Origin of the sequence: Paracoccus sp. (in: a-proteobacteria) (genome assembly GCF_030538495.1) — a bacterium.
Lineage (GTDB): Bacteria > Pseudomonadota > Alphaproteobacteria > Rhodobacterales > Rhodobacteraceae > Paracoccus.
Genome location: NZ_JAUNTW010000008.1, coordinates 96,584 through 118,213, shown reverse-complemented (window position 1 = coordinate 118,213; position 21,630 = coordinate 96,584). Strand labels below are relative to the sequence as shown.

Genomic DNA, 21,630 nt, shown 5'->3' with positions numbered 1-21,630 from the left:
ATCAGCCCCCGGTGAAATACACATCGGCCGCAGGGATCGCCTGCGGACCGCGCGGGGTGGTCAGCATCAACGCGCCGGTGTCGTCGATGCCATCAAACCGCCCGACCGTTTCCGTGGTGCCGGTGCGCGCCGTGATGGTTTCGCCCAGCTTGGCCGCGCGCGCCAGCCATGCATGGCGGATCGGGCCAAAGCCATAATCCCGCATCTGCCGCGCCCAATGGTCAAAGGCCGGGGCAAGGGCATCCAGCAGCTCATCCGCGGTTAGGGTCAGCCCGGTTTCGCCCAGAACGCTGACCGGACGCATCGCGCCAGATTCGACATGGTCGGGAGTGTGGGTCAGGTTCACGCCAATCCCAACGGCAAGCGCGTTGACCGATCCGCCCGCACCCACGCTTTCCAGCAGAATCCCCGCCAATTTGCCGCCGTTCAACAGCACATCATTGGGCCATTTCAGCGACAGATTCACCTGCGGCCCGCATAACTGGCGCAGCGCCGTATCAACCGCCAGAGCCGCAACAAAGGAATACCGCGCCGCATCCGCCGCGCCGCCATCGGGACGCATCAACAGGGTTGCGGCAAAGTTCCCCGGCGGATCGCTCCAGACCCGCCCACGCCTGCCGCGCCCGGATTCCTGCCGCCGCGCCATGATCCAAGCCGGCCCCGAAAGGGAACCGGCCAGACGCATCGCCTCGGCATTGGTGCTGTCCACGCGGTCCAGAACATGCCGCGCGACACCATCCGGCCACGGCTGCGGATTACTCACTCGGGACCGGCTCGGTCAGGGTGGCAGCGGGGACAATCGCGCCGCCCGGCTGCGCCGTAATCACCGGCACAGCAACCAGCGATTCCGCCGCGCGCCCTGCCGCACGATCCACGCCCAGCATCGACACCGCGCCCAGCACGATGATCAGCACCGACCCCAGCATCGCCACCATCTGCACCGGCCCCATACGGCTGGTCACCGGGTCCGTTTCCGCCCCGAAATAGACATAGTAAACGATGCGCAGGTAATAAAACGCGCCAATCACCGACGCGATCACACCCGCAACCGCCAGCCACGCCATCCCGGCATCAACCGCAGCCGTCAGCACGGACAGCTTGGCAAAGAACCCCAGCAGCGGCGGCACACCGGCCAAGCTGAACATCAGGACCAGCACGGCAACCGCCTTCAGCGGGTCAACGCGCCAGAACTGGTTCAGCGCCGCAATTTCGGTCACCGGCTGCCCGTCACGTTCCAGCGACAGAATAAAGGCAAAGGCCCCGACATTCATCACGGCGTAAATCGCCATATAAATCAGCATCGCCTGAACACCCAAAGCCGTGCCAGCCGCCAGACCAACCAAAGCAAAGCCCATATGCGCGATCGATGAATAGGCCATCAGACGTTTGATATTCGTCTGCCCCACCCCGGCAATCGCGCCAAGGAACATCGACATCACCGCAAGCGCCGCGATGATCTGGGTCCAGTCACCGGTGACATTGCCGAAGGCGTCAAACATCAGCCGCGCGATCAGCGCCATGGCCGCCACCTTGGGCGCGGTCGCGAAAAACGCGGTCACCGGCGTGGGCGAGCCTTCGTAAACATCCGGCGTCCACATATGGAACGGCACCGCCGACACTTTGAAGGCCAGACCAACCAGCAGGAACACCAGACCGAACAGCAGGCCGATCGGCAGGTTGCCCGCGATCACCGTCTGAATAATCCCGGCAAATTGCGTCGTCCCCGCAAAGCCGTAAACCAGCGAGGCACCATAGAGCAACAGACCCGACGACAGCGCGCCAAGAACGAAATATTTCAGGCCCGCCTCGGACGATTTGACGCTTTCGCGGCGCATCGCGGCCACGACATAGAGCGACAGCGATTGCAGTTCCAACCCCATATACAGCGTCAGCAGGTCGCCCGCCGATACCATCAGCATCATACCAACGGTCGCCAGCACAATCAGGATCGGATATTCAAACCGCATCATGCGCTGACGGTCCATGTAATCCGCGCTCATCGCCAGAACGGCGGCGCCGGACAACAGGACCGTGACCTTGGCAAAGCGGCCAAAGGCATCATCGGTAATCATCCCGAAAAACGCAGTTTGCGCCGGGCCGTTGTCCAGCCCAACCGCCAGCCCAGCCACCAGCAAGGCGGCAACACTGGCCCACAGGATCAGCTTGGCAATCGCATCCTTGCCAAAAAACGCCCCCGCCATCAGAGCGGCCAAGGCATACACAGCCAGCCAGAATTCAGGCAAAATGGTCGAAAAATTCATCGCGGTCATCTTGCAGTCCTTATTGGCTGGCGGTTGCCATATCGCCGCCGGTCTCGACCGGCAGTGATGCGTGGAAATTCACCAGCAGCGATTCAACCGCCGGTCCGGTGATGTCGGTCACAAGGCGCGGATAAACACCCAAAATCAACGTCATGGCGATCAGCGGGGCGAAAATCCAACGCTCACGCGGGGTCATGTCGGTGATGGTTTTCAGGCTTTCCTTAATCAGCGCGCCCATGGTGACGCGGCGATACAGCCACAGCGCATAGCCCGCCGACAGGATCACCCCGGTTGCCGCGACAAAGGCCACCCAGGTATTCGCCCGGAACGCGCCCAAGAGGGTCAGAAACTCACCCACAAAACCCGAAGTTCCCGGCAGGCCGACATTAGCCATGGTAAAGAACATGAACACCAAAGCGTAAACCGGCATCCGGTTGACCAAGCCGCCATAGGCGTCGATTTCGCGCGTGTGCATCCGGTCGTAAATCACGCCCACACACAGGAACAGCGCGCCCGAGATAAAGCCATGCGACAGCATCTGGAAAATCGCACCGTCGATCCCCTGCTGGTTCGCGGCGAAAATCCCCATCGTGACATAACCCATATGCGCGACGGAGGAATAGGCGATCAGTTTCTTCATATCGCTTTGGGCCAAAGCCACCAGCGAGGTGTAGACAATCGCAATAGCCGACAGCCACAGCACCAGCGGTTGCAGCAGATCCGCAGCGACCGGGAACATCGGCATCGAAAAACGCAGGAAGCCATAGCCACCCATTTTCAGCAGCACGGCGGCCAGCACGACCGAACCCGCGGTCGGCGCCTGAACATGCGCGTCGGGCAACCATGTATGCACCGGCCACATCGGCATTTTCACCGCAAAGCTGGCAAAGAACGCCAGGAACAGCAGCGTCTGCATCCCGCCAACAACGGTAAAGCCCAGCACGCGCATGGTTTCCGACGGGAAATCAAAGGTCAGCAACTGCGCGATATCGGTCGTCCCGGCGGTCATCGCCATGGCGATCATCGCCACCAGCATCAGCACCGAACCGATGAAGGTATAGAGAAAGAACTTGAACGCGGCGTAAATCCGGTTCTGGCCACCCCAAATCCCGATAATCAGGAACATGGGGATCAGGCCCGCTTCGAAGAACAGATAGAACAGGATCAGGTCAAGCGCGGTGAACACGCCGATCATCAGCCCTTCCAGCACCAGAAAGGCGATCATGTATTCCTTGACCCGCGTTTTCACATCCCAGCAGGACAGGATCGTCAGCGGCATCAGGAAGGTGGTCAGCATGACGAACAGGACCGAAATCCCGTCCACGCCCATCTTATAGCGCAGGCCCATGATCCATTCGCGATCTTCGACGAATTGGAAACCGGTGTTCGACGGATCAAAGCCGAACAAAACCGCCAGCGAAATCAGGAACGTGGCCGTGGTCGCAAACAGCGCGACATATTTCGCATTGCGCTGCGCCGCCTCATCGTCGCCACGCAGGCCAACCGCCAGAATCGCCGCCGCAACAATCGGCAGGAAGGTGATGATAGAAAGAAGGTTCGTCATATCAGTGCGCGCCTCGCATCATCACCCAAATCAGCAAGCCTACGATGCCCAAAACCATCGCAAAGGCGTAATGGAACAGATAGCCCGACTGCACCCGCCCGGCGAACCGGGTCAGGCGCGGGATGATTCCCAAGGCAACCCCGTTAATGGCACCGTCGATAACCGCTCCGTCGCCAGCCGTCCACAGCCGCGCGCCAATCCAACGCGCCGGGCGGACGAACAGGACGTCGTAAACCTGATCGAAATACCATTTATTCAGCAGGAAATTATACAGAACCGGCTGTTGTGCGGCCAGTTTCGCCGGAGCCTCGGGGTGGCGGATATACATCAGCCATGCCAGACCCAGACCAATCAGCATCGCAATGAACGGCGACAATTTGACCCAGGTCGGGACATAATGCGCGTCATGCATCACATGGTTGTCGGGGTGCATGTAAATCGCGCCCGGCGTCACGGTGATCTGGGCCGGATCCTGTGCGGCACCGGCGGCGCTGTGCAATGCCTCACCCTGGGGTTCGGCCTGCGGCGCCTCGGCCACAGCACCATCAAGAGCCGTCGTCGGTTCATCATGCGACGCCGAAATCACCGGCATCCCAAAGAAACCGCGCACGCTGTCATCTTTGCCAAAGAAGCTGTTATACCAGACCATCCCGGCGAAAATCGACCCGACGGCCAGCACGACCAGCGGAATGGTCATCACCGACGGGCTTTCATGGGCGTGATCATGCGCATGATGATCGCCGCGCGGTTTGCCCCAGAACGTCATGAACATCAGCCGCCACGAATAGAAGCTGGTCATCAGCGCGGCCACCACCAGAAGCCAGAAGGCATAACCATTCCCCGACGCAAAGGCGCTTTCGATCACGGCGTCTTTGGACAGGTAGCCGGCAAAACCGATATGCGTCAGAGGGATACCGACCCCGGTAATGGCCAGCGTGCCGATCAGCATCGCATAAAAGGTCAGCGGGATTTTTTTGCGCAGCCCACCATAATTCCGCAAATCCTGTTCATGATGCATCGCGTGGATTACCGAGCCCGCGCCAAGGAACAGCATCGCCTTGAAGAAAGCATGCGTAAACAGGTGGAACATTGCGACCGAATAGACGCCCACGCCCGCCGCCACGAACATATAGCCCAGCTGCGAACAGGTCGAATAGGCGATCACGCGTTTAATATCGTTCTGCACCAGCCCCACCGTCGCCGCGAAAAACGCGGTCGAAGCGCCGATGATCACGATGAAATTCTTGGCCTCGGGCGCGAATTCATACAGAGGCGACATGCGGCAGACCAGAAACACACCGGCGGTCACCATGGTCGCGGCGTGGATCAGGGCCGAAACGGGGGTCGGCCCCTCCATCGCGTCGGGCAGCCAGGTATGCAGGAACAGCTGCGCCGATTTGCCCATCGCGCCGACAAACAGCAGGAAGGCCAGCAGGTTCGCGGCATTCCAATCGGCCCACAGGAACCGAATATCGGTCGCGGCCAGCATCGGCACTTGCGCGAAAATATCATCAAACTGGATGCTGCCGGTCAGCCACCAGATGCCAAAAATCCCCAGCAGGAAACCGAAATCGCCGACGCGGTTCACGATGAACGCCTTCATCGCCGCAGCGCCAGCCGATTGTTTCTTAAAGTAAAAACCGATCAGCAGATAGGACGCAACGCCCACGCCTTCCCAACCAAAGAACATCTGCAACAGGTTATCCGCCGTCACCAGCATCAGCATGGCAAAGGTGAAGAACGACAGATAGGCAAAGAAACGCGCGCGATAGGGTTCAGCATCGCTGAAATTTTCGTCATGCGCCATATAGCCAAAGCTATACAAATGGACCAAGGCCGACACCGAGGTCACGACGATCAGCATAATCGCGGTCAAGCGGTCCAGACGGATCGCCCAAGCCGAGCTAAAATCGCCCGACACAACCCAATCCATCACCGGCAGGTGACGCACCTCACCATCAAAGGTCAGGAACAGGACCCAGCTGGCGGCGGCGGCGGCAAACAAAATGCCGGTCGTCAGCAACTGCGCGCTGCGTTCACCAATCAGCCGCCAGCAGAAACCGGCGATCAGGGCGCCCAGCAGCGGGGCAAACAGGATAAATTGCGCCATACCGGATTATCCCTTCATCACGTTGACGTCTTCGACCGCGATCGTGCCACGGTTGCGGAAGAACACCACCAGAATTGCCAGACCAATCGCCGCCTCGGCTGCGGCGACGGTCAGAATGAACATCGTGAACACCTGCCCCGTCAGATCACCCAGATGCGCCGAAAAGGCCACAAAGTTGATGTTGACGGCCAGCAGCATCAGTTCAATCGACATCAGAATCACGATGACATTTTTACGGTTAACGAAGATACCAAAGATCCCCGCGACGAACAGCACCGCACCTACGATCAGGTAATGTGACAATCCGATCATCTTTTTGTCCCTCCGGGTTTGGCACCCGCTGAATTATCTGAAGCCGCTAAATCCGACGACCAGCACAACGATCACAACAACAACGACGATAACGGTTCGGCTCATAGTCCCTGCCCCGGTTTGACATCGCGCAACTGCATGGCTTTGGCCGGGTCGCGGTGCATCTGTTCGATCACATCCTGACGTTTGATGTCGCGGCGGTGACGCATGGTCAGAGTGATCGCGCCAATCATTGCGACCAACAGGATCAGGCCCGAAATCTGGAACGGCAGGATAAAGCGGTCATACATGACCATGCCGATGGCACGGGTGTTCAGCACTTCATGCGCGATTGGCAGATCCCGCAGCGTCGCGGATTGATCCGACGATTGCCACGCGCCAAAAGCAATGCCCAACTGCGCCAGCAGCACCAGACCAATCAGGCCCGCCAGTGGCAGATATTGGGCAAATTCGCCTTTGAGCTGGGCGAAATCGACATCCAGCATCATGACAACGAACAGGAACAGCACCGCCACGGCACCGACATAGACGATGACCAGCAACATGGCGACAAATTCCGCGCCCAGCAGCACAAAGAGGCCCGCCGCCGACAGAAACGCCAGGATCAGCCACAGCACGGAATGCACCGGGTTGCGGGCCAACACGACCATAAAGCCCGCAATGCAGACCGAAATCGCGAACAGGTAGAAGGCAAATGTCATCATTCCGTTTCGCTCCTCTCGGCTTCGGTAAAGACGCCTTGCGCAATTTCCAGCGCCTTTTGCATGGCCGGCAGGCCACCAAACATGCCCATTTGATAAATCACTTCGGCGATTTCGCGCGGTTTCGCCCCAGCCTCGACCGCGTGGCGAATGGCCATGCGCAATTGCGGTTCGGCGTGCGCCCCCTGCACGGTCATCGCGGCAATCGTGACCAGCAGACGCGTTTTAGCGTCCAGACCGTCGCGGTTAAAGGTCTTGCCAAACCACATCTCCATCATGTCGGCGGGCATGGTGGGGATCAGCTTTTCAAAGGCGCGCGGGTCGAAATGTTCCAGCGCAGGGTTGAACGCCCGCGCCATTTCCTGACCCGAGGCAACCATCTGCTGAAACATTTTCTGGAAAGCGTCGTTCATCGGTAGGGCGCATCCATAGCAAGGTTACGGGCGATCTGCGCCTCCCACCGGGCGCCGTTATCCAAGAGTTTCTGTTTGTTATAAAACAGTTCTTCGCGCATTTCGGTGGCGAATTCGAAATTCGGACCTTCGACGATGGCATCGACCGGACATGCCTCTTGGCAGAATCCGCAATAGATGCATTTGGTCATGTCGATGTCATAACGCGTCGTGCGGCGGCTGCCATCGGCGCGGGGTTCCGCGTCAATCGTAATCGCCTGAGCGGGGCAAATCGCCTCGCACAGTTTGCAGGCGATACAGCGTTCTTCGCCATTCGGGTAACGGCGCAGCGCGTGTTCGCCCCGGAAACGCGGCGACAGCGGCCCCTTTTCGTGGGGGTAGTTGATCGTCGGTTTCGGCGCAAAGAAATACTTCATCCCCACGCCAAAGCCTTTGATAAAGTCCACCATCAAAAAGTATTTGGTGGCGCGCATCAGATCAAATGCCATGGATTACACCCCCGCCCAACGGGCCCAGAACGTCCCGAACACCTGGAATTTCGCAAGAAAGGCCACGATCACAACCCAGCCCAGCGACAGCGGCAAGAACACCTTCCAACCGATGCGCATCAACTGGTCATAGCGATAGCGCGGAACGATGGCTTTCACCATGGCGAACATGAAGAACCAGAACACCATTTTGATGAACATCCACAGCGCGCCATCGGGCAGGCCGGGGATCGGCGACAGCCAACCACCGAAAAACAGCAGCGAAATCAACGCGCACATCAACCAGATGGCGATATATTCCCCTGCCATAAACAGCAGGTAAGGCGTGGACGAATATTCGACCATAAAGCCCGCGACCAGTTCCGATTCTGCCTCGGGCAGATCGAACGGCGGGCGGTTCGTTTCGGCCAGAGCCGACACAAAGAACAGCACCAGCATCGGCAGATGCGCCAGCCAGAACCACGACAACAGACCGGCGCCGCGCTGCGCCTCGACGATGGCGGTCAGGTTCATCGAACCGGCCGAGATGATGATGCCGATGATGATCAGGCCCATCGAGACTTCATACGAAATCATCTGGGCCGCCGACCGCAGCGATCCAAGGAACGGATATTTCGAGTTCGACGCCCAGCCGCCCATGATGACGCCATAAACCTCAAGGCTGGACACGGCGAAAATGAACAGGATGCCGACATTGATGTCGGCCATCACCCAGCCCGGCGCAAAGGGAATCGCGACGAAGGCCAAGAGCGCCAACGTCATCGACAAAAACGGCGCCAGAAAGAACACGAATTTGTCGGAACCCGCCGGAACGACGATTTCTTTAACCACAAATTTCAATGCGTCGGCAAAGGTTTGCAGCAAACCCCACGGTCCAACCACGTTCGGGCCGCGCCGCATTTGCACCGCCGCCCAGATTTTCCGGTCGCCATAGACCAAAAAGATCAGCGAGATCATCACAAAGGCAATCACCGCCAGACCCTGCGCCAGCAGGATAACCGCGATCCCTAAGGAAGATGCCCAAAAATCAGCCATGATCCCCTGTCCCCTTCTTACGCCGCGGGAATGCCGCGTGCCTTGCATTCGCGCAAGGTTTCTTTCGTTTCCATGACCCGCAGCCCCAAAGGCCGTTGGTCCGACATTGTAAACGCAGCACCGATCAGCAGCTTGCCGTTGCGTTTGGCCTGCAAGGTGCGGACGTGACGCCCGTAACCTGTTCCATTCGAATCCGCCCACGCAGCCAATGCGCAGGTGGCATACGAAAACGCAATATCGGCGTCCACCCCCTGCCGCAAATTGGCCGTCACCTCGACCAGATCGCGGCGTGGGCCATCGCCCAGAACATCGACACGAACGGCGATAAAATCGTCAGCGTCAGCCGGTTTATCACCACGCCAGACAGGCAAAGCCGGTTGGGTGCGGGCCGCGAAGTCTTCGATCGCCTGTTCCTGTGCGGATTTGGCGCGTGGCAAATTGGCCGCAGCGGTCCGCGAGAAATCCAGCGTCAGATTCTGATTCAACGCCGCCAATTGCGATTCTGTTACCAGAAACGGATCGCTGAACGCGCCGTCATCCAGCGTCATTTCCGTGACACTGCCGTCGGCTTCCAGAATCTGAATGGTGCCGGAACGGGTCGAAATCCGCGCCGGATCCAGATCGCGCACCTCGCCCGTATGGGCCACCAAGGACATGCGCGCCGTCACTTCGTCCGGTTTGGCGGGGGGGCGGCCCTGATCCTTGCCAGCCGCACAACCTGCCAGCAACGCCGCGCACATCATGGCGACGATCAGGTGGATGGGCTGGCGTTTGGCTGGCTGCATCTTGGTTACTCCGCCGCGATGCTGTCGGCGACGCGCGCCGTCGCCATGCGCGACAATTCCCCCATCAGGGGCGAACAGCGCGCAATCGGGTTGGTCAGATAGAAATCCTTCACCGCGTTAACGAAGGTTGCTTTGCCCATAGCCTCGGCCGGCAAGGGCCGCCATTCGTTTTCCGGCACCTGATCGACGCGGCCCAGATGCGGCACGGCATCGACCAGAGCGCGGCGCAGCGTGGCCAGATTGTCCCATGGCAGCGTCTGCCCCAATTCCGCCGACAAAGCGCGCAGGATCGCCCAGTTTTCTTTAGCCTGACCGGGGGCGAAATTGGCACGCATGGCCAATTGCGGGCGTCCTTCGGTGTTGACGAACAGGCCGTTTTCTTCGGTATAACAAGCGGATGGCAGGATAACATCGGCGCGATGCGCGCCGCGATCACCATGGCTGCCCTGATAAATCACGAAGGCGCCGGGGGCGATGTCTACCTCATCCGCGCCAAGGTTAAAGATCACCTCGGCCCCGTCCACAGCCGCCGTCAGACCGCCTTCGGTCACGGCGCCAATGTCCATAGCACCCACGCGGGCAGCGGCGGTGTGCAGGATCAGCAGTTTGGAATTGCTGTTTTCGGCCAGCTTCATCGCATGGGCCAGAACGGCGGCACCATCCGCTTCGCGAATCGCGCCCTGCCCCACGATCACAACGGTGCGTTTGTCGCGCGTCGCGTCGGTGATGTTCAGCGATGACAGGTTTTCCAATGCGGCACGATCATCGCCCGCGTGGTGATAGTCATAGGTCAGATCGACCGCCTGACCCACCAGCCCGATTTGCGCGCCACGCGACCACGCCTTGCGGATACGAGCGTTCAGCACCGGCGATTCGTCGCGCGGGTTGGTGCCGATCAGCTGGATCATCTCAGCGTTATCAATGTCTTCGATGCGCGCGGTGCCGACATAAGCGCTGCGATTGCCAGCAGGCAAACGCGCGCCGTCAACGCGACATTCCACCGTGCCGCCCAGCCCCTCAACCAGTTGTTTCAGGCTAAAAGCCGCCTCAACCGGGACCAGATCGCCGATCAGACCGGCGACCCGTTTTCCCTGCATCGCGGTTGCGGCGGCGGTCAGTGCCTCGGGCCAGGTGGCGGCGCGCAGGCGACCGTTTTCGCGGATATAGGGCTGGTCCAGACGCTGACGACGCAGCCCGTCCCAGACAAAGCGCGACTTATCGCTGATCCATTCTTCGTTAACGCCGTCATGGTTGCGCGGCATGATGCGCATGACTTCGCGGCCCTTGGTGTCGATGCGGATGTTCGAACCCAACGCATCCATCACGTCAATCGACTGCGTTTTGCGCAATTCCCACGGCCGCGCGGTAAAGGCATAGGGTTTGCTGACCAACGCACCAACCGGGCATAAGTCGATGATATTGCCCTGCAAATTGCTGTTCAGCGTCTGGTTCAGATAGCTGGTGATTTCGCTGTCCTCACCCCGTCCCGTCTGACCCATCTGGGTGATGCCAGCAACCTCACTGGTGAAACGAACGCAGCGGGTGCAGGAAATGCAGCGCGTCATATGCGTTTCGACCAGCGGGCCAAGGTTCAGTTCTTCGGCGGCGCGTTTGGGTTCGCGATAGCGGCTGAAATCAATGCCATAGGCGACGGCCTGATCCTGCAAATCACATTCGCCGCCCTGATCGCAGATCGGGCAGTCCAGCGGATGGTTGATCAGCAGAAACTCCATCACGCCTTCGCGGGCCTTGCGGACCATGGGGCTGTTCGTGCGCACTTCGGACGGCGCACCATCGGGGCCGGGGCGCAAGTCCTTGACCTGCAACGCACAACTGGCCGCCGGTTTCGGGGGGCCGCCCACCACTTCGACCAGACACATGCGGCAGTTGCCGGCAATCGACAGCCGTTCATGATAACAGAAACGCGGAATTTCGATCCCGGCCTGTTCACAAGCCTGAATCAAGGTCAGGTTGGGATCGACCTGCACTTCGATGTCGTCGATCTTGATTGTCCGCAATTCGGCCATCATTCCATCCTTATCTTGCGCGCAACAACGATCCGGCGATCGTTTGTTTGGCGATTTCGTCCCGCCCGAGGCGGCAAAATGTCTCTGGCTGGCCCGATACCACGCCGCCAGCAATCATGTAACGGTCCGCTTCGCGATAAATGCGGTCGCGTTCGCTGCGGCTGTCCAGAAAGGCGTCGATTTCCGCCTCGGAATAGCCCTGATTCAACGCATATCGTTTCAGCGCCCGCGCCTCATTAAAGGCGCGAACCATGCGTGCATCAATTGTCGGGCAGCCACGGCGCAGCACATCGGCCACGCGGGCAGCAACCAGACGGTCGTTAATGTATTTTTCCTGATTCAGCGGCACCTGCGCGGCCACCGGGGCCGCCAACAGCGACAGGGCAAACGCAACGGCAAGACGGGTCATGACAGATCCTTTCAGCGGGTTATGCGTGTCCACATAACTGCCTTTGGCCTCTGCCGCCCGACACGTCCCCGTTAACGGGGCGTGAACATATGCCGGTTTTGCGTTCATTCCGCCGCCATGGCCCCCATGCGACCCGTGCGTTTCGCCTTGATCCGGTCTTCGATTTCGTTGCGGAAGTTGCGGATCAGGCCCTGAATCGGCCATGCCGCCGCGTCGCCGAGGGCGCAGATCGTGTGACCTTCGACCTGTTTGGTCACGTCCAGCAGCATGTCGATTTCTTCGACCTCAGCCTCGCCCCGGACCAGACGCTCCATGACGCGCATCATCCAGCCGGTGCCTTCGCGGCAGGGCGTGCATTGGCCGCAGCTTTCGTGTTTGAAGAACGCCGACAGACGCCACACGGCCTTAATCACATCGGTGGATTGATCCATCACGATCATGCAGGCAGTGCCGAAGGACGACCGCAATTCCCGCATCCCGTCATAGTCCATGATCGCGTTTTCGCACTGTTCGGCGGTCAAGATCGGACAGGACGCACCGCCGGGAATCACCGCTTTCAGGTTTTTCCAACCGCCGCGCACACCGCCGCCGTGTTTTTCAATCAGCTCTTTCATGCTGATCGACATGGATTCTTCGACGACGCAAGGGGTGTTCAGATGGCCGGTCAGGCCGAACAGTTTAACGCCCGCATTGTTCGGACGGCCAAAGCTGGCGAACCATTCCGGGCCACGGCGCAAAATCGTGGGGACAACGGCGATTGATTCGACATTGTTCACCGTGGTCGGGCAGCCATAAAGGCCCATGCCCGCCGGGAATGGCGGTTTCATCCGCGGCATCCCCTTTTTGCCTTCCAGTGATTCCAGCAGCGCGGTTTCTTCGCCGCAGATATAGGCGCCGGCGCCGTGATGCAGGAACAGGTCGAAATCCCAACCCGTGCCAGCGGCATTCGCGCCCAGCAGGCCCGCGTCGTAACATTCGTCAATCGCGGCCTGCAACGCCTCGCGTTCGCGGATATATTCGCCGCGCAGATAGATATAGCTGACATGCGCGCCCATCGCAAAGGACGCGATCAGCGCGCCTTCGATCAGGGTATGCGGGTCGTGCCGCATGATTTCGCGGTCTTTGCAGGTCGCCGGTTCCGATTCGTCGGCGTTAATCACCAGATAGGATGGGCGATCATCGCTTTCCTTGGGCATGAACGACCATTTCAGGCCGGTAGGAAAGCCCGCCCCGCCGCGCCCGCGCAGGCCCGACGCCTTGACCTGTTCCACGATCTTCTCGCGCCCGCGGGCCAAAATCTCGGCGGTGCCATCCCAATGGCCGCGTTTTTTCGCGCCCGCAAGGCTGCGATCACCCATCCCGTAGAGGTTGGTAAAAATACGATCCTGATCTTTCAGCATCCGATTTGGTTCCTCATTCCACGGGCGTCACACATTCCTGCGCCGCCAGATACGCCAGGTCACGATCAGCGACCAGACAAAAGCGCCGATAGCGGCAAGATCGGCCAAATAGGCCCATTTTGCCGCCCATCCATATTCCCGGCCAAGCGCCTGAATGGCGATCCAGATGATCATGGCGGCGGCGATCACCACCCCCACCAGACGCATCTGCTTGGCGTCCTTATCCGCCGGGGCCGTCATGCCGTCCCCACCGGTTGATCGGCCAGACTGCGCGCCTGCCCGACCCAATCATCCCCCCGAATCCGGGCGGCACCGCGCCCGATTTCGGTGGCCACTGCGTCGATCCGCGCATCATCCCACGCGGCGATCTGCGCGAATCGGGTGATCCCGATACCATGCAGAGCCTGACCCAGTTTCGGCCCAATCCCCTTGATCTGCGTCAGATCATCGGGTGTCGTCTGCGCCATCACCGGCGGCGCGGGTTTCGGTGCGGGCGGAGGCGCCCAGTTATCCGCGACCATTGCCGTTCCGCCCGACATCCAGATCAGCAGCGCAACCAGCATCCCCCCGGCCATTACACCCAACATCACCGCCGCAATCACCCCGATTGACCCGATCAAAGACGCACCAACAACAGCGCCCAGCACGACCCCGGCGTTCAGGTAAGCAGTGTTGATGCGGTCCGTCATAGCCTATTCCGGGTTAAGGGCGGGTTAAATCAGTCCTCTTTTTCGGCGGCGCGACTGCCTGCTGGTTCGCTGGCCGATACAGGGCGGGCGGCGGATGCGGCCTGAGCCTCTTGTTTGGTGATGCCGGTGACATCCGCCGGGGCGTCGGCACTGGGCTTAGGTTCCGGCGCGGGTTCGCCCGTGGCCGGTTCCGGCTGTTCGCGACGCCATTTGGTCAGGATCGGAACCTCGGTCCCGTCGATCCGTTTCAGCGTTTCACCCAAATCGCGCGCCAAAGTCGCACTGGCATTCAGGTCGCCGCCGGTCCCTTGCAAATCGTGAAGGCTGGTCGGGCCGCCCAGCGGTTCCGACGAAAAACGCCCATTCTGCGGCCCGGGCAACGGCACCTGCCCCGCCGACATGGCGTCGATCAGTTGTTCCAGCTTTTCCGGCGTCAGGTCTTCGTAATAATCCTTGCCGATCTGAGCCATGGGCGCGTTCGAACAGGCGCCCAGACATTCGACCTCTTCCCAGCTGAACTTGCCATCGGCCGACAGCGTGTGCGGGGTGGGCGCGATTTTGCGTTTGCACACCTCGATCAGCGCCTCGGCGCCGCAGATCATGCAGGTGGTCGTGCCGCAAATCTGGATATTCGCAACCGTTCCAACCGGTTGCAGCTGGAACATAAAGTAAAACGTCGCCACCTCAAGCGCGCGGATATAGGGCATATCCAGCAGATTAGCGCAATATTCGATGGCCGGACGGCTTAGCCAGCCTTCCTGTTCCTGCGCCCGCCACAACAGCGGAATGATCGCGGACCGCTGGCGACCCTCGGGGTATTTTGTGATCTGGGCCTGCGCCCATTCCAGATTGGCGGGCAAAAACGCAAAACTATCAGGCTGTTCGGGGTGCAATCGGCGCAGCATAGCAACCTCAGTTCAGTGTCAGCGACCGCGCGGCGGTCTGATTATGGGCGGCACAGGTCAACGGTCAACCTCACCGAAAACAATGTCCAGCGTGGCGATCAGCGCCGGCACATCGGCCAGCAGATGCCCCTTGGCGATCCAGTCCATCGACTGCAAATGCAGGAAACCGGGCGCGCGGATTTTCGAACGATAGGGCCGGTTGGTCCCGTCGCTGACCAGATACACACCAAATTCGCCCTTGGGTGCCTCAACAGCGGCGTAGACTTCGCCCGCCGGAACCTTGAATCCTTCGGTATAGAGTTTGAAGTGGTGGATCAGCGATTCCATATCGCGCTTCATATCGGCGCGTTTCGGCGGGGTCAGTTTGCCCCGCGCCAGCACGTCACCGCCCGGTTCGGCGCGCAGTTTCGCAATCGCCTGCCGCATGATGCTGGTCGATTCGCGCATTTCCTGAACGCGGCACAAATAGCGGTCGTAACAATCGCCATTCGTCCCGACCGGAATCTTAAAGTCGAATTCGTCATAACATTCATAGGGTTGGCTGCGGCGCAAATCCCATGCCAGCCCCGAACCGCGCACCATGACGCCGGAATAGCCCCAATCCAAGGCATCCTGTTCGGTCACAACGCCGATCCCGACAAGCCGTTGTTTAAAAATACGGTTTTCGGTCAGCAGCGTCCCCAGATCGTCGATGACGGTCGGGAAATGGTCGCACCACGCTTCGATATCGTCCAGCAGGTCAGGCGGCAGATCCTGATGCACGCCGCCCGGCCGGAAATAGTTCGCGTGCAGCCGCGCCCCACAGGCCCGTTCATAGAAAATCATCAGCTGTTCGCGCGCCTCGAACCCCCACAGCGGCGGGGTCAGCGCGCCCACGTCCAGCGCACCGGTCGTCAGCCCCAGCAAGTGGTTCAGAATACGGCCCATTTCCGAATACAGCACCCGGATCAGGCTGGCACGGCGCGGAACGGTGGTGCCGGTCAGGCGTTCAATCGCCAGACACCAGGCATGTTCCTGATTCATCGGCGCAACATAATCCAGCCGGTCAAAATACGGCAGGTTTTGCAGATAAGTGCGCGATTCCATCAGCTTTTCGGTGCCGCGATGCAGCAGGCCGATATGCGGGTCGGCACGTTCGACAACCTCGCCGTCCAGTTCCAGCACCATACGCAAAACACCATGCGCCGCAGGATGTTGCGGGCCAAAGTTGATGTTAAAATTGCGGATCCGCTGTTCGCCGGTCAGCGTGTCTGCGCTGCCATCGTCATAGTGGTTATTGCGAATATCGCCGTCCATGTCTCAGCCCTCCGCAACCATGCGGTTGTCGTTCAAATTCACCACGCGCCGGATCACTTCGCTTCGCCTTTTTCATCACCGGGCAGGACGTATTTCGCGCCCTCCCACGGGGATAGAAAGTCGAATTGGCGGTATTCCTGAACCAGATTCACCGGCTCATACACAACGCGGCGTTCGGTTTCGCTGTAGCGCACCTCGACATAACCGGTCGTCGGGAAATCTTTGCGCAGCGGGTGGCCAGCGAAGCCATAATCGGTCAGGATGCGGCGCATATCCGGGTGGCCCGTGAACAGGATCCCAAACATATCAAACACTTCGCGTTCGAACCAATTCGCCGCCGGATGGGTGCCGGTCAGCGACGGCAGCATCTCATCCTCACGAATGGCGACCTTCACGCGGATGCGCTGATTTTGATACATCGACAGGAAATGCCAAACCACATCAAAGCGTTGCGCACGGCCCGGATGATCCACCGCCGTAATATCAACCAGCGTCGAAAACCGGCAATTGCTGTCGCTGCGCAGAAATTCGATCAGGTCCAGAATACCACTGGCCGTCGCCGTGACGGTCAGTTCGCCATAAGCCAGCGTGGTATCAACCACATTGTCCGGGCGGCGGGCCTGAATATGGTCAGCCAGTTGGCGCAGCGCGTCATGATCGGGATACACAGACATCGTTACCTCACCAGCGTTCCGGTGCGCCGGATGCGGCGCTGAAGTTGCAGGATGCCATACAGCAATGCCTCGGCCGTAGGGGGGCAGCCGGGGACATAGATGTCAACCGGCACGATCCGGTCGCAGCCGCGCACCACGGAATAGCTGTAATGGTAATACCCGCCGCCATTCGCGCAGGACCCCATGCTGATGACATAACGCGGTTCCGGCATCTGGTCATAGACCTTTCGCAGCGCGGGGGCCATTTTGTTGGTCAGCGTGCCGGCAACGATCATCAGGTCCGACTGGCGCGGGGATGCGCGCGGCGCGGTGCCGAACCGTTCCAGATCGTAACGCGGCATGGATGTTTGCATCATTTCGACCGCGCAGCAGGCCAAACCAAAGGTCATCCAGTGCAGCGAGCCATTGCGCGCCCAGTTGATGATGTCTTCGGTCGTGGTCAGCAGAAAGCCTTTGTCCTGCAATTCACGGTTCAGGGCAGTGACCTGCTGATCGCGGTCCGGCCCTGCGGTATTGGCCCCGGTCATCACGCCCATTCCAGCGCCCCTTTCTTCCATTCATAGGCAAAGCCCACGGTCAGCACGCCCAGAAACACCATCATCGACCAGAACGCCACATCGCTGATCCCGGCAAAGCTGACCGCCCACGGGAACAGGAACGCCACTTCAAGGTCGAAAATAATGAACAGGATCGACACCAGATAGAATCGGACGTCGAACTTCATCCGCGCATCGTCAAAGGCGTTGAAACCACATTCATAGGCGCTGACCTTTTCCGGGTCCGGGTTGCGCACCGCAATCACAACAGCGGCCAGCAGCAGAATCAGGGCCAAAGCGGCAGACATGCCCGCAAAGACAAGGATCGGCAGATAGTCCTGCAACAAATAAGGCACGGGCGTTGATCCCCCTTTTGGTCGCAGGGGTCGGCTGACCGTGCGACGGGTTGGCTGGCATCGGGTTTAGACGCGGCGCGCGTCCGGGTCAACGGTCCCTGCCCGACTGAACATATCCAAATTGCCGCAAATGCAACACATCCCTGCATTGAAAGGTTGCGGAATTGGCACGGCGCGCGATTCCCCCGCCCGCATGGCGCGGTTATTCGATTTCAAACAACAAATCCTTGGCGTCTATTTGCTGGCCCGGCGCGACGTGAACCGCCGCAATCACACCGTCACGGTCGGCGTGAAGGGCGGTTTCCATCTTCATCGCCTCAATCGTCAGGATCAGGTCGCCTTGGCTGACCGGCTGCCCCGCTTTCACCGCGACCGAGGCCACAACCCCCGGCATCGGCGCGCCAATATGGCCGGGGTTTTGCGCATCCGCCTTGGGTCGTGCGGCAGCGGTTCCGGTGGCCTTGCGGTTGGGGACCCGGACCTGACGCGGCTGGCCGTTCAGTTCGAAAAACACCTTCATTTCGCCGTTTTCATCCGTTTCGCCAAAGGTCAGCAACCGGATTTCCAACGTCTTGCCGGGGTCAATTTCGACGCTGATTTCCTGCCCCGGCTCCATCCCGTAAAAATAATTGCGCGTCGGCAGCGTCCGCACCGGGCCATAGAGGTCGTGCCGCGCCATGTAATCGGTGAAGACCTTGGGATACATCAGATATCCGTTCAGGTCTTCGTCATCGACCGCCGCGCCGCCCAGATCGGCGGACAGCTTCGCGCGCGTCTGTTCCATATCCACAGGCGGCAGATGCGCGCCGGGACGCGTCGTGATCGGGGTTTCGCCTTTCAAAACCTTGGCTTGCAGGGCAGGAGGCCAGCCGCCGGGGGGCTGCCCCAGATTGCCGCGCATCATATCCACGACCGAATCGGGAAAGCTGACATCGACGCCCGGATCGACCACCTGCGCAGGCGCTAACCCCTGCGCCACCATCATCAAGGCCATGTCGCCCACCACCTTGGAACTGGGGGTGACCTTCACAATATCGCCGAACATCTGGTTCACATCGGCATAAGCCTGCGCGACCTCATGCCAGCGATCCTCCAGCCCCATGGAACGCGCCTGCGATTTCAGATTCGTGAACTGCCCGCCGGGCATTTCGTGCAGATACACCTCGGACGCGGGGCTTTGCAGGCCGGATTCAAACGCGGCATAGTTTTCACGCACCCGTTCCCAGTAATTGCTGATCGCGCGGACATGGCCGATGTCCAGCCCGGTGTCGCGATCGGTTGCGGTCAGCGCCTCAACAATGCTGCCCAAGGTCGGCTGGCTGGTGTTGCCCGACAACGCATCCATGGCGCAATCGACGGCATCCACCCCCGCCTCTGCCGCGGCCAAAATCGTGGCCCCGCCCATCCCCGAAGTGTCATGCGTGTGGAAATGGATCGGCAAGCCCACCTCTTCACGCAGGGTCTTAATCAACATCGTGGCGGCATTGGGTTTCAGCAACCCCGCCATATCCTTAAGCCCCAGAATATGCGCGCCCGCATCGCGCAAATCCTGCGCGGTTTTGACATAATAATGCAGGTCATATTTCGCGCGGTCGGGGTTCAGCATGTCGCCGGTATAACACACCGTGCCTTCGCAGATTTTGCCCGATTCGATCACCGCATCCATGGCGACGCGCATGTTTTCAACCCAATTGAGGCTGTCAAACACGCGGAACACATCGACCCCGGTTTTCGCCGCCTGCGTGACAAAGGACTGCACGACATTATCGGGATAATTCGTGTAACCCACGCCGTTGCTGGCGCGCAGCAACATCTGAGTCATCACATTCGGCATAGCCGCGCGAATGTCCCGCAGCCGCTGCCACGGGCATTCCTGCAAGAAGCGATAGGCCACGTCAAACGTCGCCCCGCCCCAGCACTCGACCGAAAACAGCCCCGGCAGATTGGCGGCATAGCTGGGCGCGACCCGGATCATATCAATCGACCGCATCCGCGTGGCCAGCAGCGATTGATGCCCGTCGCGCATCGTGGTGTCGGTAATCAGCAGCCGCCTTTGCGCCGCCATCCAATCGGCAACGGCCTGCGCGCCCTGTTCGTCCAGCATCTGCCGCGTGCCGGGCGTGGGCGCGGCGACCGGCGCAGGCGGCACCGGCGGGCGGGCCTGCGCATGTGGCAGCGGACGCCCCGCCGTTTCGGGATGCCCGTTCACGGAAATATCCGCCAGATAGGTCAGAATCTTCGTCGCCCGGTCCTGACGGCGGGTAAAGGTAAACAGGTCCGGCGTGGTGTCGATGAATTTGGTGCTGTAATCATCGGCCAGAAAAACCGGATGCTTTAACAGATTGATCACAAAATCAATATTCGTGCTGACGCCCCGCACCCGGAATTCGCGCAGCGCCCGGTCCATGCGCTTGATCGCCTGTTCGGGCGTCTGCGCCCATGCCGTGACCTTAACCAGCAGGCTGTCATAATAGCGTGTGATCACACCGCCGGAATAGGCCGTGCCGCCGTCCAGCCGGATCCCCATGCCGGTGGCCGAGCGATAGGCCGTGATCCGCCCGTAATCGGGGATAAAGTTGTTCTGCGGATCCTCGGTCGTGACGCGGCATTGCAGGGCGTGACCGGACAGCGTGATCGCGTCCTGTGTGGCATGGCCCGTCGCCTCGGCCAGCGTCGCCCCTTCGGCCAGTTTGATCTGAGCCTGCACAATGTCGATGCCGGTCACTTCCTCAGTCACCGTGTGTTCGACCTGAACGCGGGGGTTCACCTCGATGAAATAGAACGCGCCGCTGTCCATATCCATCAGAAACTCAACGGTTCCTGCGTTTTGATAGCCGACCGCGCGCCCGATCTTCAGCGCCAGTTCGCACACTTCGGCCCGCTGCGCGTCGGTCAGATAGGGGGCCGGTGCGCGTTCGACCACCTTTTGATTACGGCGCTGCACGGTGCAATCGCGTTCATAGAGATGATACAGCCCACCATGCGTATCGCCCAGCAGTTGCACCTCGACATGGCGGGCGCGCAGGATCATCTTTTCCAGATAGCCTTCGCCATTGCCAAAGGCGGCCTCGGCCTCGCGCCGGCCTTCGCGGACCTTTTCGACCAGTTCGTCGGGGCCGTTGATCGGACGCATCCCGCGCCCGCCGCCGCCCCAGGACGCCTTTAACATCAAGGGGTAACCGATCTCTGCCGCCTGCGCCCGGATCGCATCGAAATCATCGCCCAACACATCCGTCGCCGGGATCACCGGCACACCGGCGGCCATAGCCACACGGCGCGCCGACGCCTTATCGCCCAAGGCGCGCATCGTATCCGCACGCGGCCCGATAAAAGCGATGCCCGCCGCCACGCAAGCATCGACAAAATCAGGGTTTTCCGACAGCAGGCCATAGCCGGGATGGATGGCATCCGCGCCACATTCCTGCGCCACGCGGATAATGTCCGGGATCGACAGATAGGCCGCGACCGGCCCCAGCCCCGCGCCGATGCGATACGCCTCATCCGCCTTGAACCGGTGCAGGCCCAGCTTGTCTTCCTCGGCATAGACAGCGACCGTGCGTTTGCCCAATTCATTCGCGGCGCGCATGACCCTGATCGCAATTTCCCCGCGATTGGCGATTAGGATTTTGTTAAACATGCGCATCCCCCTGTTTGGCGTGATGGTAGCGA

General features: G+C 60.2%; 21 protein-coding genes. All 21 read right to left on the bottom strand.

The features are described from left to right. Window position 1 precedes the first annotated feature (1 nt). Complete coding sequence (locus Q4G20_RS09550) at window positions 2-763, bottom strand: biotin--[acetyl-CoA-carboxylase] ligase (protein ID WP_303343207.1); 762 nt, start codon at window positions 761-763, stop codon at window positions 2-4. Then, window positions 756-2,270: an NADH-quinone oxidoreductase subunit NuoN gene (nuoN, locus tag Q4G20_RS09545; RefSeq protein WP_303343206.1), complete on the bottom strand. Its 1,515-nt coding sequence runs from the start codon at window positions 2,268-2,270 to the stop codon at window positions 756-758. Before nuoN ends, Q4G20_RS09550 begins: the two co-directional genes overlap by 8 nt. A 10-nt stretch (window positions 2,271-2,280) precedes the next feature. Beyond that, on the bottom strand, window positions 2,281-3,825 hold the full coding sequence (locus Q4G20_RS09540; RefSeq protein WP_303343205.1) for an NADH-quinone oxidoreductase subunit M: 1,545 nt from the start codon (window positions 3,823-3,825) through the stop codon (window positions 2,281-2,283). Window position 3,826: 1 nt separating this feature from the next. Continuing rightward, on the bottom strand, window positions 3,827-5,935 hold the full coding sequence (gene nuoL, locus Q4G20_RS09535) for an NADH-quinone oxidoreductase subunit L (protein WP_303343204.1): 2,109 nt from the start codon (window positions 5,933-5,935) through the stop codon (window positions 3,827-3,829). A 6-nt stretch (window positions 5,936-5,941) separates the two neighbouring features. After that, window positions 5,942-6,247, bottom strand: coding sequence for an NADH-quinone oxidoreductase subunit NuoK (gene nuoK, locus Q4G20_RS09530; protein WP_303343203.1), 306 nt, complete (start codon window positions 6,245-6,247; stop codon window positions 5,942-5,944). Window positions 6,248-6,348: 101 nt separating this feature from the next. Further along, complete coding sequence (locus tag Q4G20_RS09525) at window positions 6,349-6,951, bottom strand: NADH-quinone oxidoreductase subunit J (RefSeq protein WP_303343202.1); 603 nt, start codon at window positions 6,949-6,951, stop codon at window positions 6,349-6,351. Then, on the bottom strand, window positions 6,948-7,361 hold the full coding sequence (locus Q4G20_RS09520) for a carboxymuconolactone decarboxylase family protein (protein ID WP_303343201.1): 414 nt from the start codon (window positions 7,359-7,361) through the stop codon (window positions 6,948-6,950). The genes Q4G20_RS09525 and Q4G20_RS09520 overlap by 4 nt, the downstream gene beginning before the upstream one ends. Further along, window positions 7,358-7,849, bottom strand: a complete 492-nt coding sequence (nuoI, locus tag Q4G20_RS09515; protein ID WP_303343200.1) for an NADH-quinone oxidoreductase subunit NuoI — start codon at window positions 7,847-7,849, stop codon at window positions 7,358-7,360. The genes Q4G20_RS09520 and nuoI overlap by 4 nt, the downstream gene beginning before the upstream one ends. A gap of 3 nt (window positions 7,850-7,852) precedes the next feature. Beyond that, window positions 7,853-8,884: an NADH-quinone oxidoreductase subunit NuoH gene (gene nuoH / locus Q4G20_RS09510; RefSeq protein WP_303343199.1), complete on the bottom strand. Its 1,032-nt coding sequence runs from the start codon at window positions 8,882-8,884 to the stop codon at window positions 7,853-7,855. A gap of 17 nt (window positions 8,885-8,901) precedes the next feature. Beyond that, window positions 8,902-9,669 carry a hypothetical protein gene (locus tag Q4G20_RS09505; RefSeq protein WP_303343198.1) on the bottom strand — a complete coding sequence of 256 codons (768 nt, stop codon included), beginning with the start codon at window positions 9,667-9,669 and terminating at the stop codon, window positions 8,902-8,904. Window positions 9,670-9,674: 5 nt separating this feature from the next. Further along, on the bottom strand, window positions 9,675-11,696 hold the full coding sequence (gene nuoG / locus Q4G20_RS09500) for an NADH-quinone oxidoreductase subunit NuoG (protein WP_303343253.1): 2,022 nt from the start codon (window positions 11,694-11,696) through the stop codon (window positions 9,675-9,677). Between the two features lie 10 nt (window positions 11,697-11,706). Further along, window positions 11,707-12,105 (bottom strand): DUF5333 domain-containing protein, encoded by a 399-nt coding sequence (locus Q4G20_RS09495; protein WP_303343197.1) that lies wholly within the window; start codon window positions 12,103-12,105, stop codon window positions 11,707-11,709. Between the two features lie 104 nt (window positions 12,106-12,209). Beyond that, window positions 12,210-13,505 (bottom strand): NADH-quinone oxidoreductase subunit NuoF, encoded by a 1,296-nt coding sequence (gene nuoF, locus Q4G20_RS09490; protein WP_303343196.1) that lies wholly within the window; start codon window positions 13,503-13,505, stop codon window positions 12,210-12,212. 27 nt (window positions 13,506-13,532) lie between these two features. Then, window positions 13,533-13,745, bottom strand: a complete 213-nt coding sequence (locus Q4G20_RS09485) for a DUF5337 family protein (RefSeq protein ID WP_303343195.1) — start codon at window positions 13,743-13,745, stop codon at window positions 13,533-13,535. Beyond that, window positions 13,742-14,194 carry a hypothetical protein gene (locus Q4G20_RS09480; RefSeq protein WP_303343194.1) on the bottom strand — a complete coding sequence of 151 codons (453 nt, stop codon included), beginning with the start codon at window positions 14,192-14,194 and terminating at the stop codon, window positions 13,742-13,744. Before Q4G20_RS09480 ends, Q4G20_RS09485 begins: the two co-directional genes overlap by 4 nt. A gap of 29 nt (window positions 14,195-14,223) precedes the next feature. Then, entirely contained in the window at window positions 14,224-15,099 is an 876-nt protein-coding gene (gene nuoE, locus Q4G20_RS09475) for an NADH-quinone oxidoreductase subunit NuoE (protein ID WP_303343193.1), read from the bottom strand. A gap of 57 nt (window positions 15,100-15,156) precedes the next feature. Continuing rightward, entirely contained in the window at window positions 15,157-16,395 is a 1,239-nt protein-coding gene (locus tag Q4G20_RS09470) for an NADH-quinone oxidoreductase subunit D (RefSeq protein ID WP_303343192.1), read from the bottom strand. A 53-nt stretch (window positions 16,396-16,448) separates the two neighbouring features. Continuing rightward, complete coding sequence (locus Q4G20_RS09465) at window positions 16,449-17,069, bottom strand: NADH-quinone oxidoreductase subunit C (protein ID WP_303343191.1); 621 nt, start codon at window positions 17,067-17,069, stop codon at window positions 16,449-16,451. Between the two features lie 2 nt (window positions 17,070-17,071). Continuing rightward, a complete protein-coding gene (locus Q4G20_RS09460; protein ID WP_303343190.1) occupies window positions 17,072-17,605 on the bottom strand; it encodes an NADH-quinone oxidoreductase subunit B family protein in 534 nt (177 codons plus the stop codon). Next, window positions 17,596-17,961 (bottom strand): NADH-quinone oxidoreductase subunit A, encoded by a 366-nt coding sequence (locus Q4G20_RS09455; protein WP_303343189.1) that lies wholly within the window; start codon window positions 17,959-17,961, stop codon window positions 17,596-17,598. Before Q4G20_RS09455 ends, Q4G20_RS09460 begins: the two co-directional genes overlap by 10 nt. 202 nt (window positions 17,962-18,163) lie before the next feature. Continuing rightward, window positions 18,164-21,604 carry a pyruvate carboxylase gene (locus Q4G20_RS09450; protein ID WP_303343188.1) on the bottom strand — a complete coding sequence of 1,147 codons (3,441 nt, stop codon included), beginning with the start codon at window positions 21,602-21,604 and terminating at the stop codon, window positions 18,164-18,166. Between the last annotated feature and the right edge of the window lie 26 nt (window positions 21,605-21,630).

Bases quoted from the DNA above. Each gene is read 5' to 3' on its own strand.
- nuoN (WP_303343206.1), bottom strand. From the start codon at position 2,270: ATGACCGCGATGAATTTTTCGACCATTTTGCCTGAATTCTGGCTGGCT.
- Q4G20_RS09540 (WP_303343205.1), bottom strand. From the start codon at position 3,825: ATGACGAACCTTCTTTCTATCATCACCTTCCTGCCGATTGTTGCGGCG.
- nuoL (WP_303343204.1), bottom strand. From the start codon at position 5,935: ATGGCGCAATTTATCCTGTTTGCCCCGCTGCTGGGCGCCCTGATCGCC.
- nuoK (WP_303343203.1), bottom strand. From the start codon at position 6,247: ATGATCGGATTGTCACATTACCTGATCGTAGGTGCGGTGCTGTTCGTC.
- Q4G20_RS09525 (WP_303343202.1), bottom strand. From the start codon at position 6,951: ATGATGACATTTGCCTTCTACCTGTTCGCGATTTCGGTCTGCATTGCG.
- Q4G20_RS09520 (WP_303343201.1), bottom strand. From the start codon at position 7,361: ATGAACGACGCTTTCCAGAAAATGTTTCAGCAGATGGTTGCCTCGGGT.
- nuoI (WP_303343200.1), bottom strand. From the start codon at position 7,849: ATGGCATTTGATCTGATGCGCGCCACCAAATACTTTTTGATGGTGGAC.
- nuoH (WP_303343199.1), bottom strand. From the start codon at position 8,884: ATGGCTGATTTTTGGGCATCTTCCTTAGGGATCGCGGTTATCCTGCTG.
- Q4G20_RS09505 (WP_303343198.1), bottom strand. From the start codon at position 9,669: ATGCAGCCAGCCAAACGCCAGCCCATCCACCTGATCGTCGCCATGATG.
- nuoG (WP_303343253.1), bottom strand. From the start codon at position 11,696: ATGGCCGAATTGCGGACAATCAAGATCGACGACATCGAAGTGCAGGTC.
- Q4G20_RS09495 (WP_303343197.1), bottom strand. From the start codon at position 12,105: ATGACCCGTCTTGCCGTTGCGTTTGCCCTGTCGCTGTTGGCGGCCCCG.
- nuoF (WP_303343196.1), bottom strand. From the start codon at position 13,505: ATGCTGAAAGATCAGGATCGTATTTTTACCAACCTCTACGGGATGGGT.
- Q4G20_RS09485 (WP_303343195.1), bottom strand. From the start codon at position 13,745: ATGACGGCCCCGGCGGATAAGGACGCCAAGCAGATGCGTCTGGTGGGG.
- Q4G20_RS09480 (WP_303343194.1), bottom strand. From the start codon at position 14,194: ATGACGGACCGCATCAACACTGCTTACCTGAACGCCGGGGTCGTGCTG.
- nuoE (WP_303343193.1), bottom strand. From the start codon at position 15,099: ATGCTGCGCCGATTGCACCCCGAACAGCCTGATAGTTTTGCGTTTTTG.
- Q4G20_RS09470 (WP_303343192.1), bottom strand. From the start codon at position 16,395: ATGGACGGCGATATTCGCAATAACCACTATGACGATGGCAGCGCAGAC.
- Q4G20_RS09465 (WP_303343191.1), bottom strand. From the start codon at position 17,069: ATGTCTGTGTATCCCGATCATGACGCGCTGCGCCAACTGGCTGACCAT.
- Q4G20_RS09460 (WP_303343190.1), bottom strand. From the start codon at position 17,605: ATGGGCGTGATGACCGGGGCCAATACCGCAGGGCCGGACCGCGATCAG.
- Q4G20_RS09450 (WP_303343188.1), bottom strand. From the start codon at position 21,604: ATGCGCATGTTTAACAAAATCCTAATCGCCAATCGCGGGGAAATTGCG.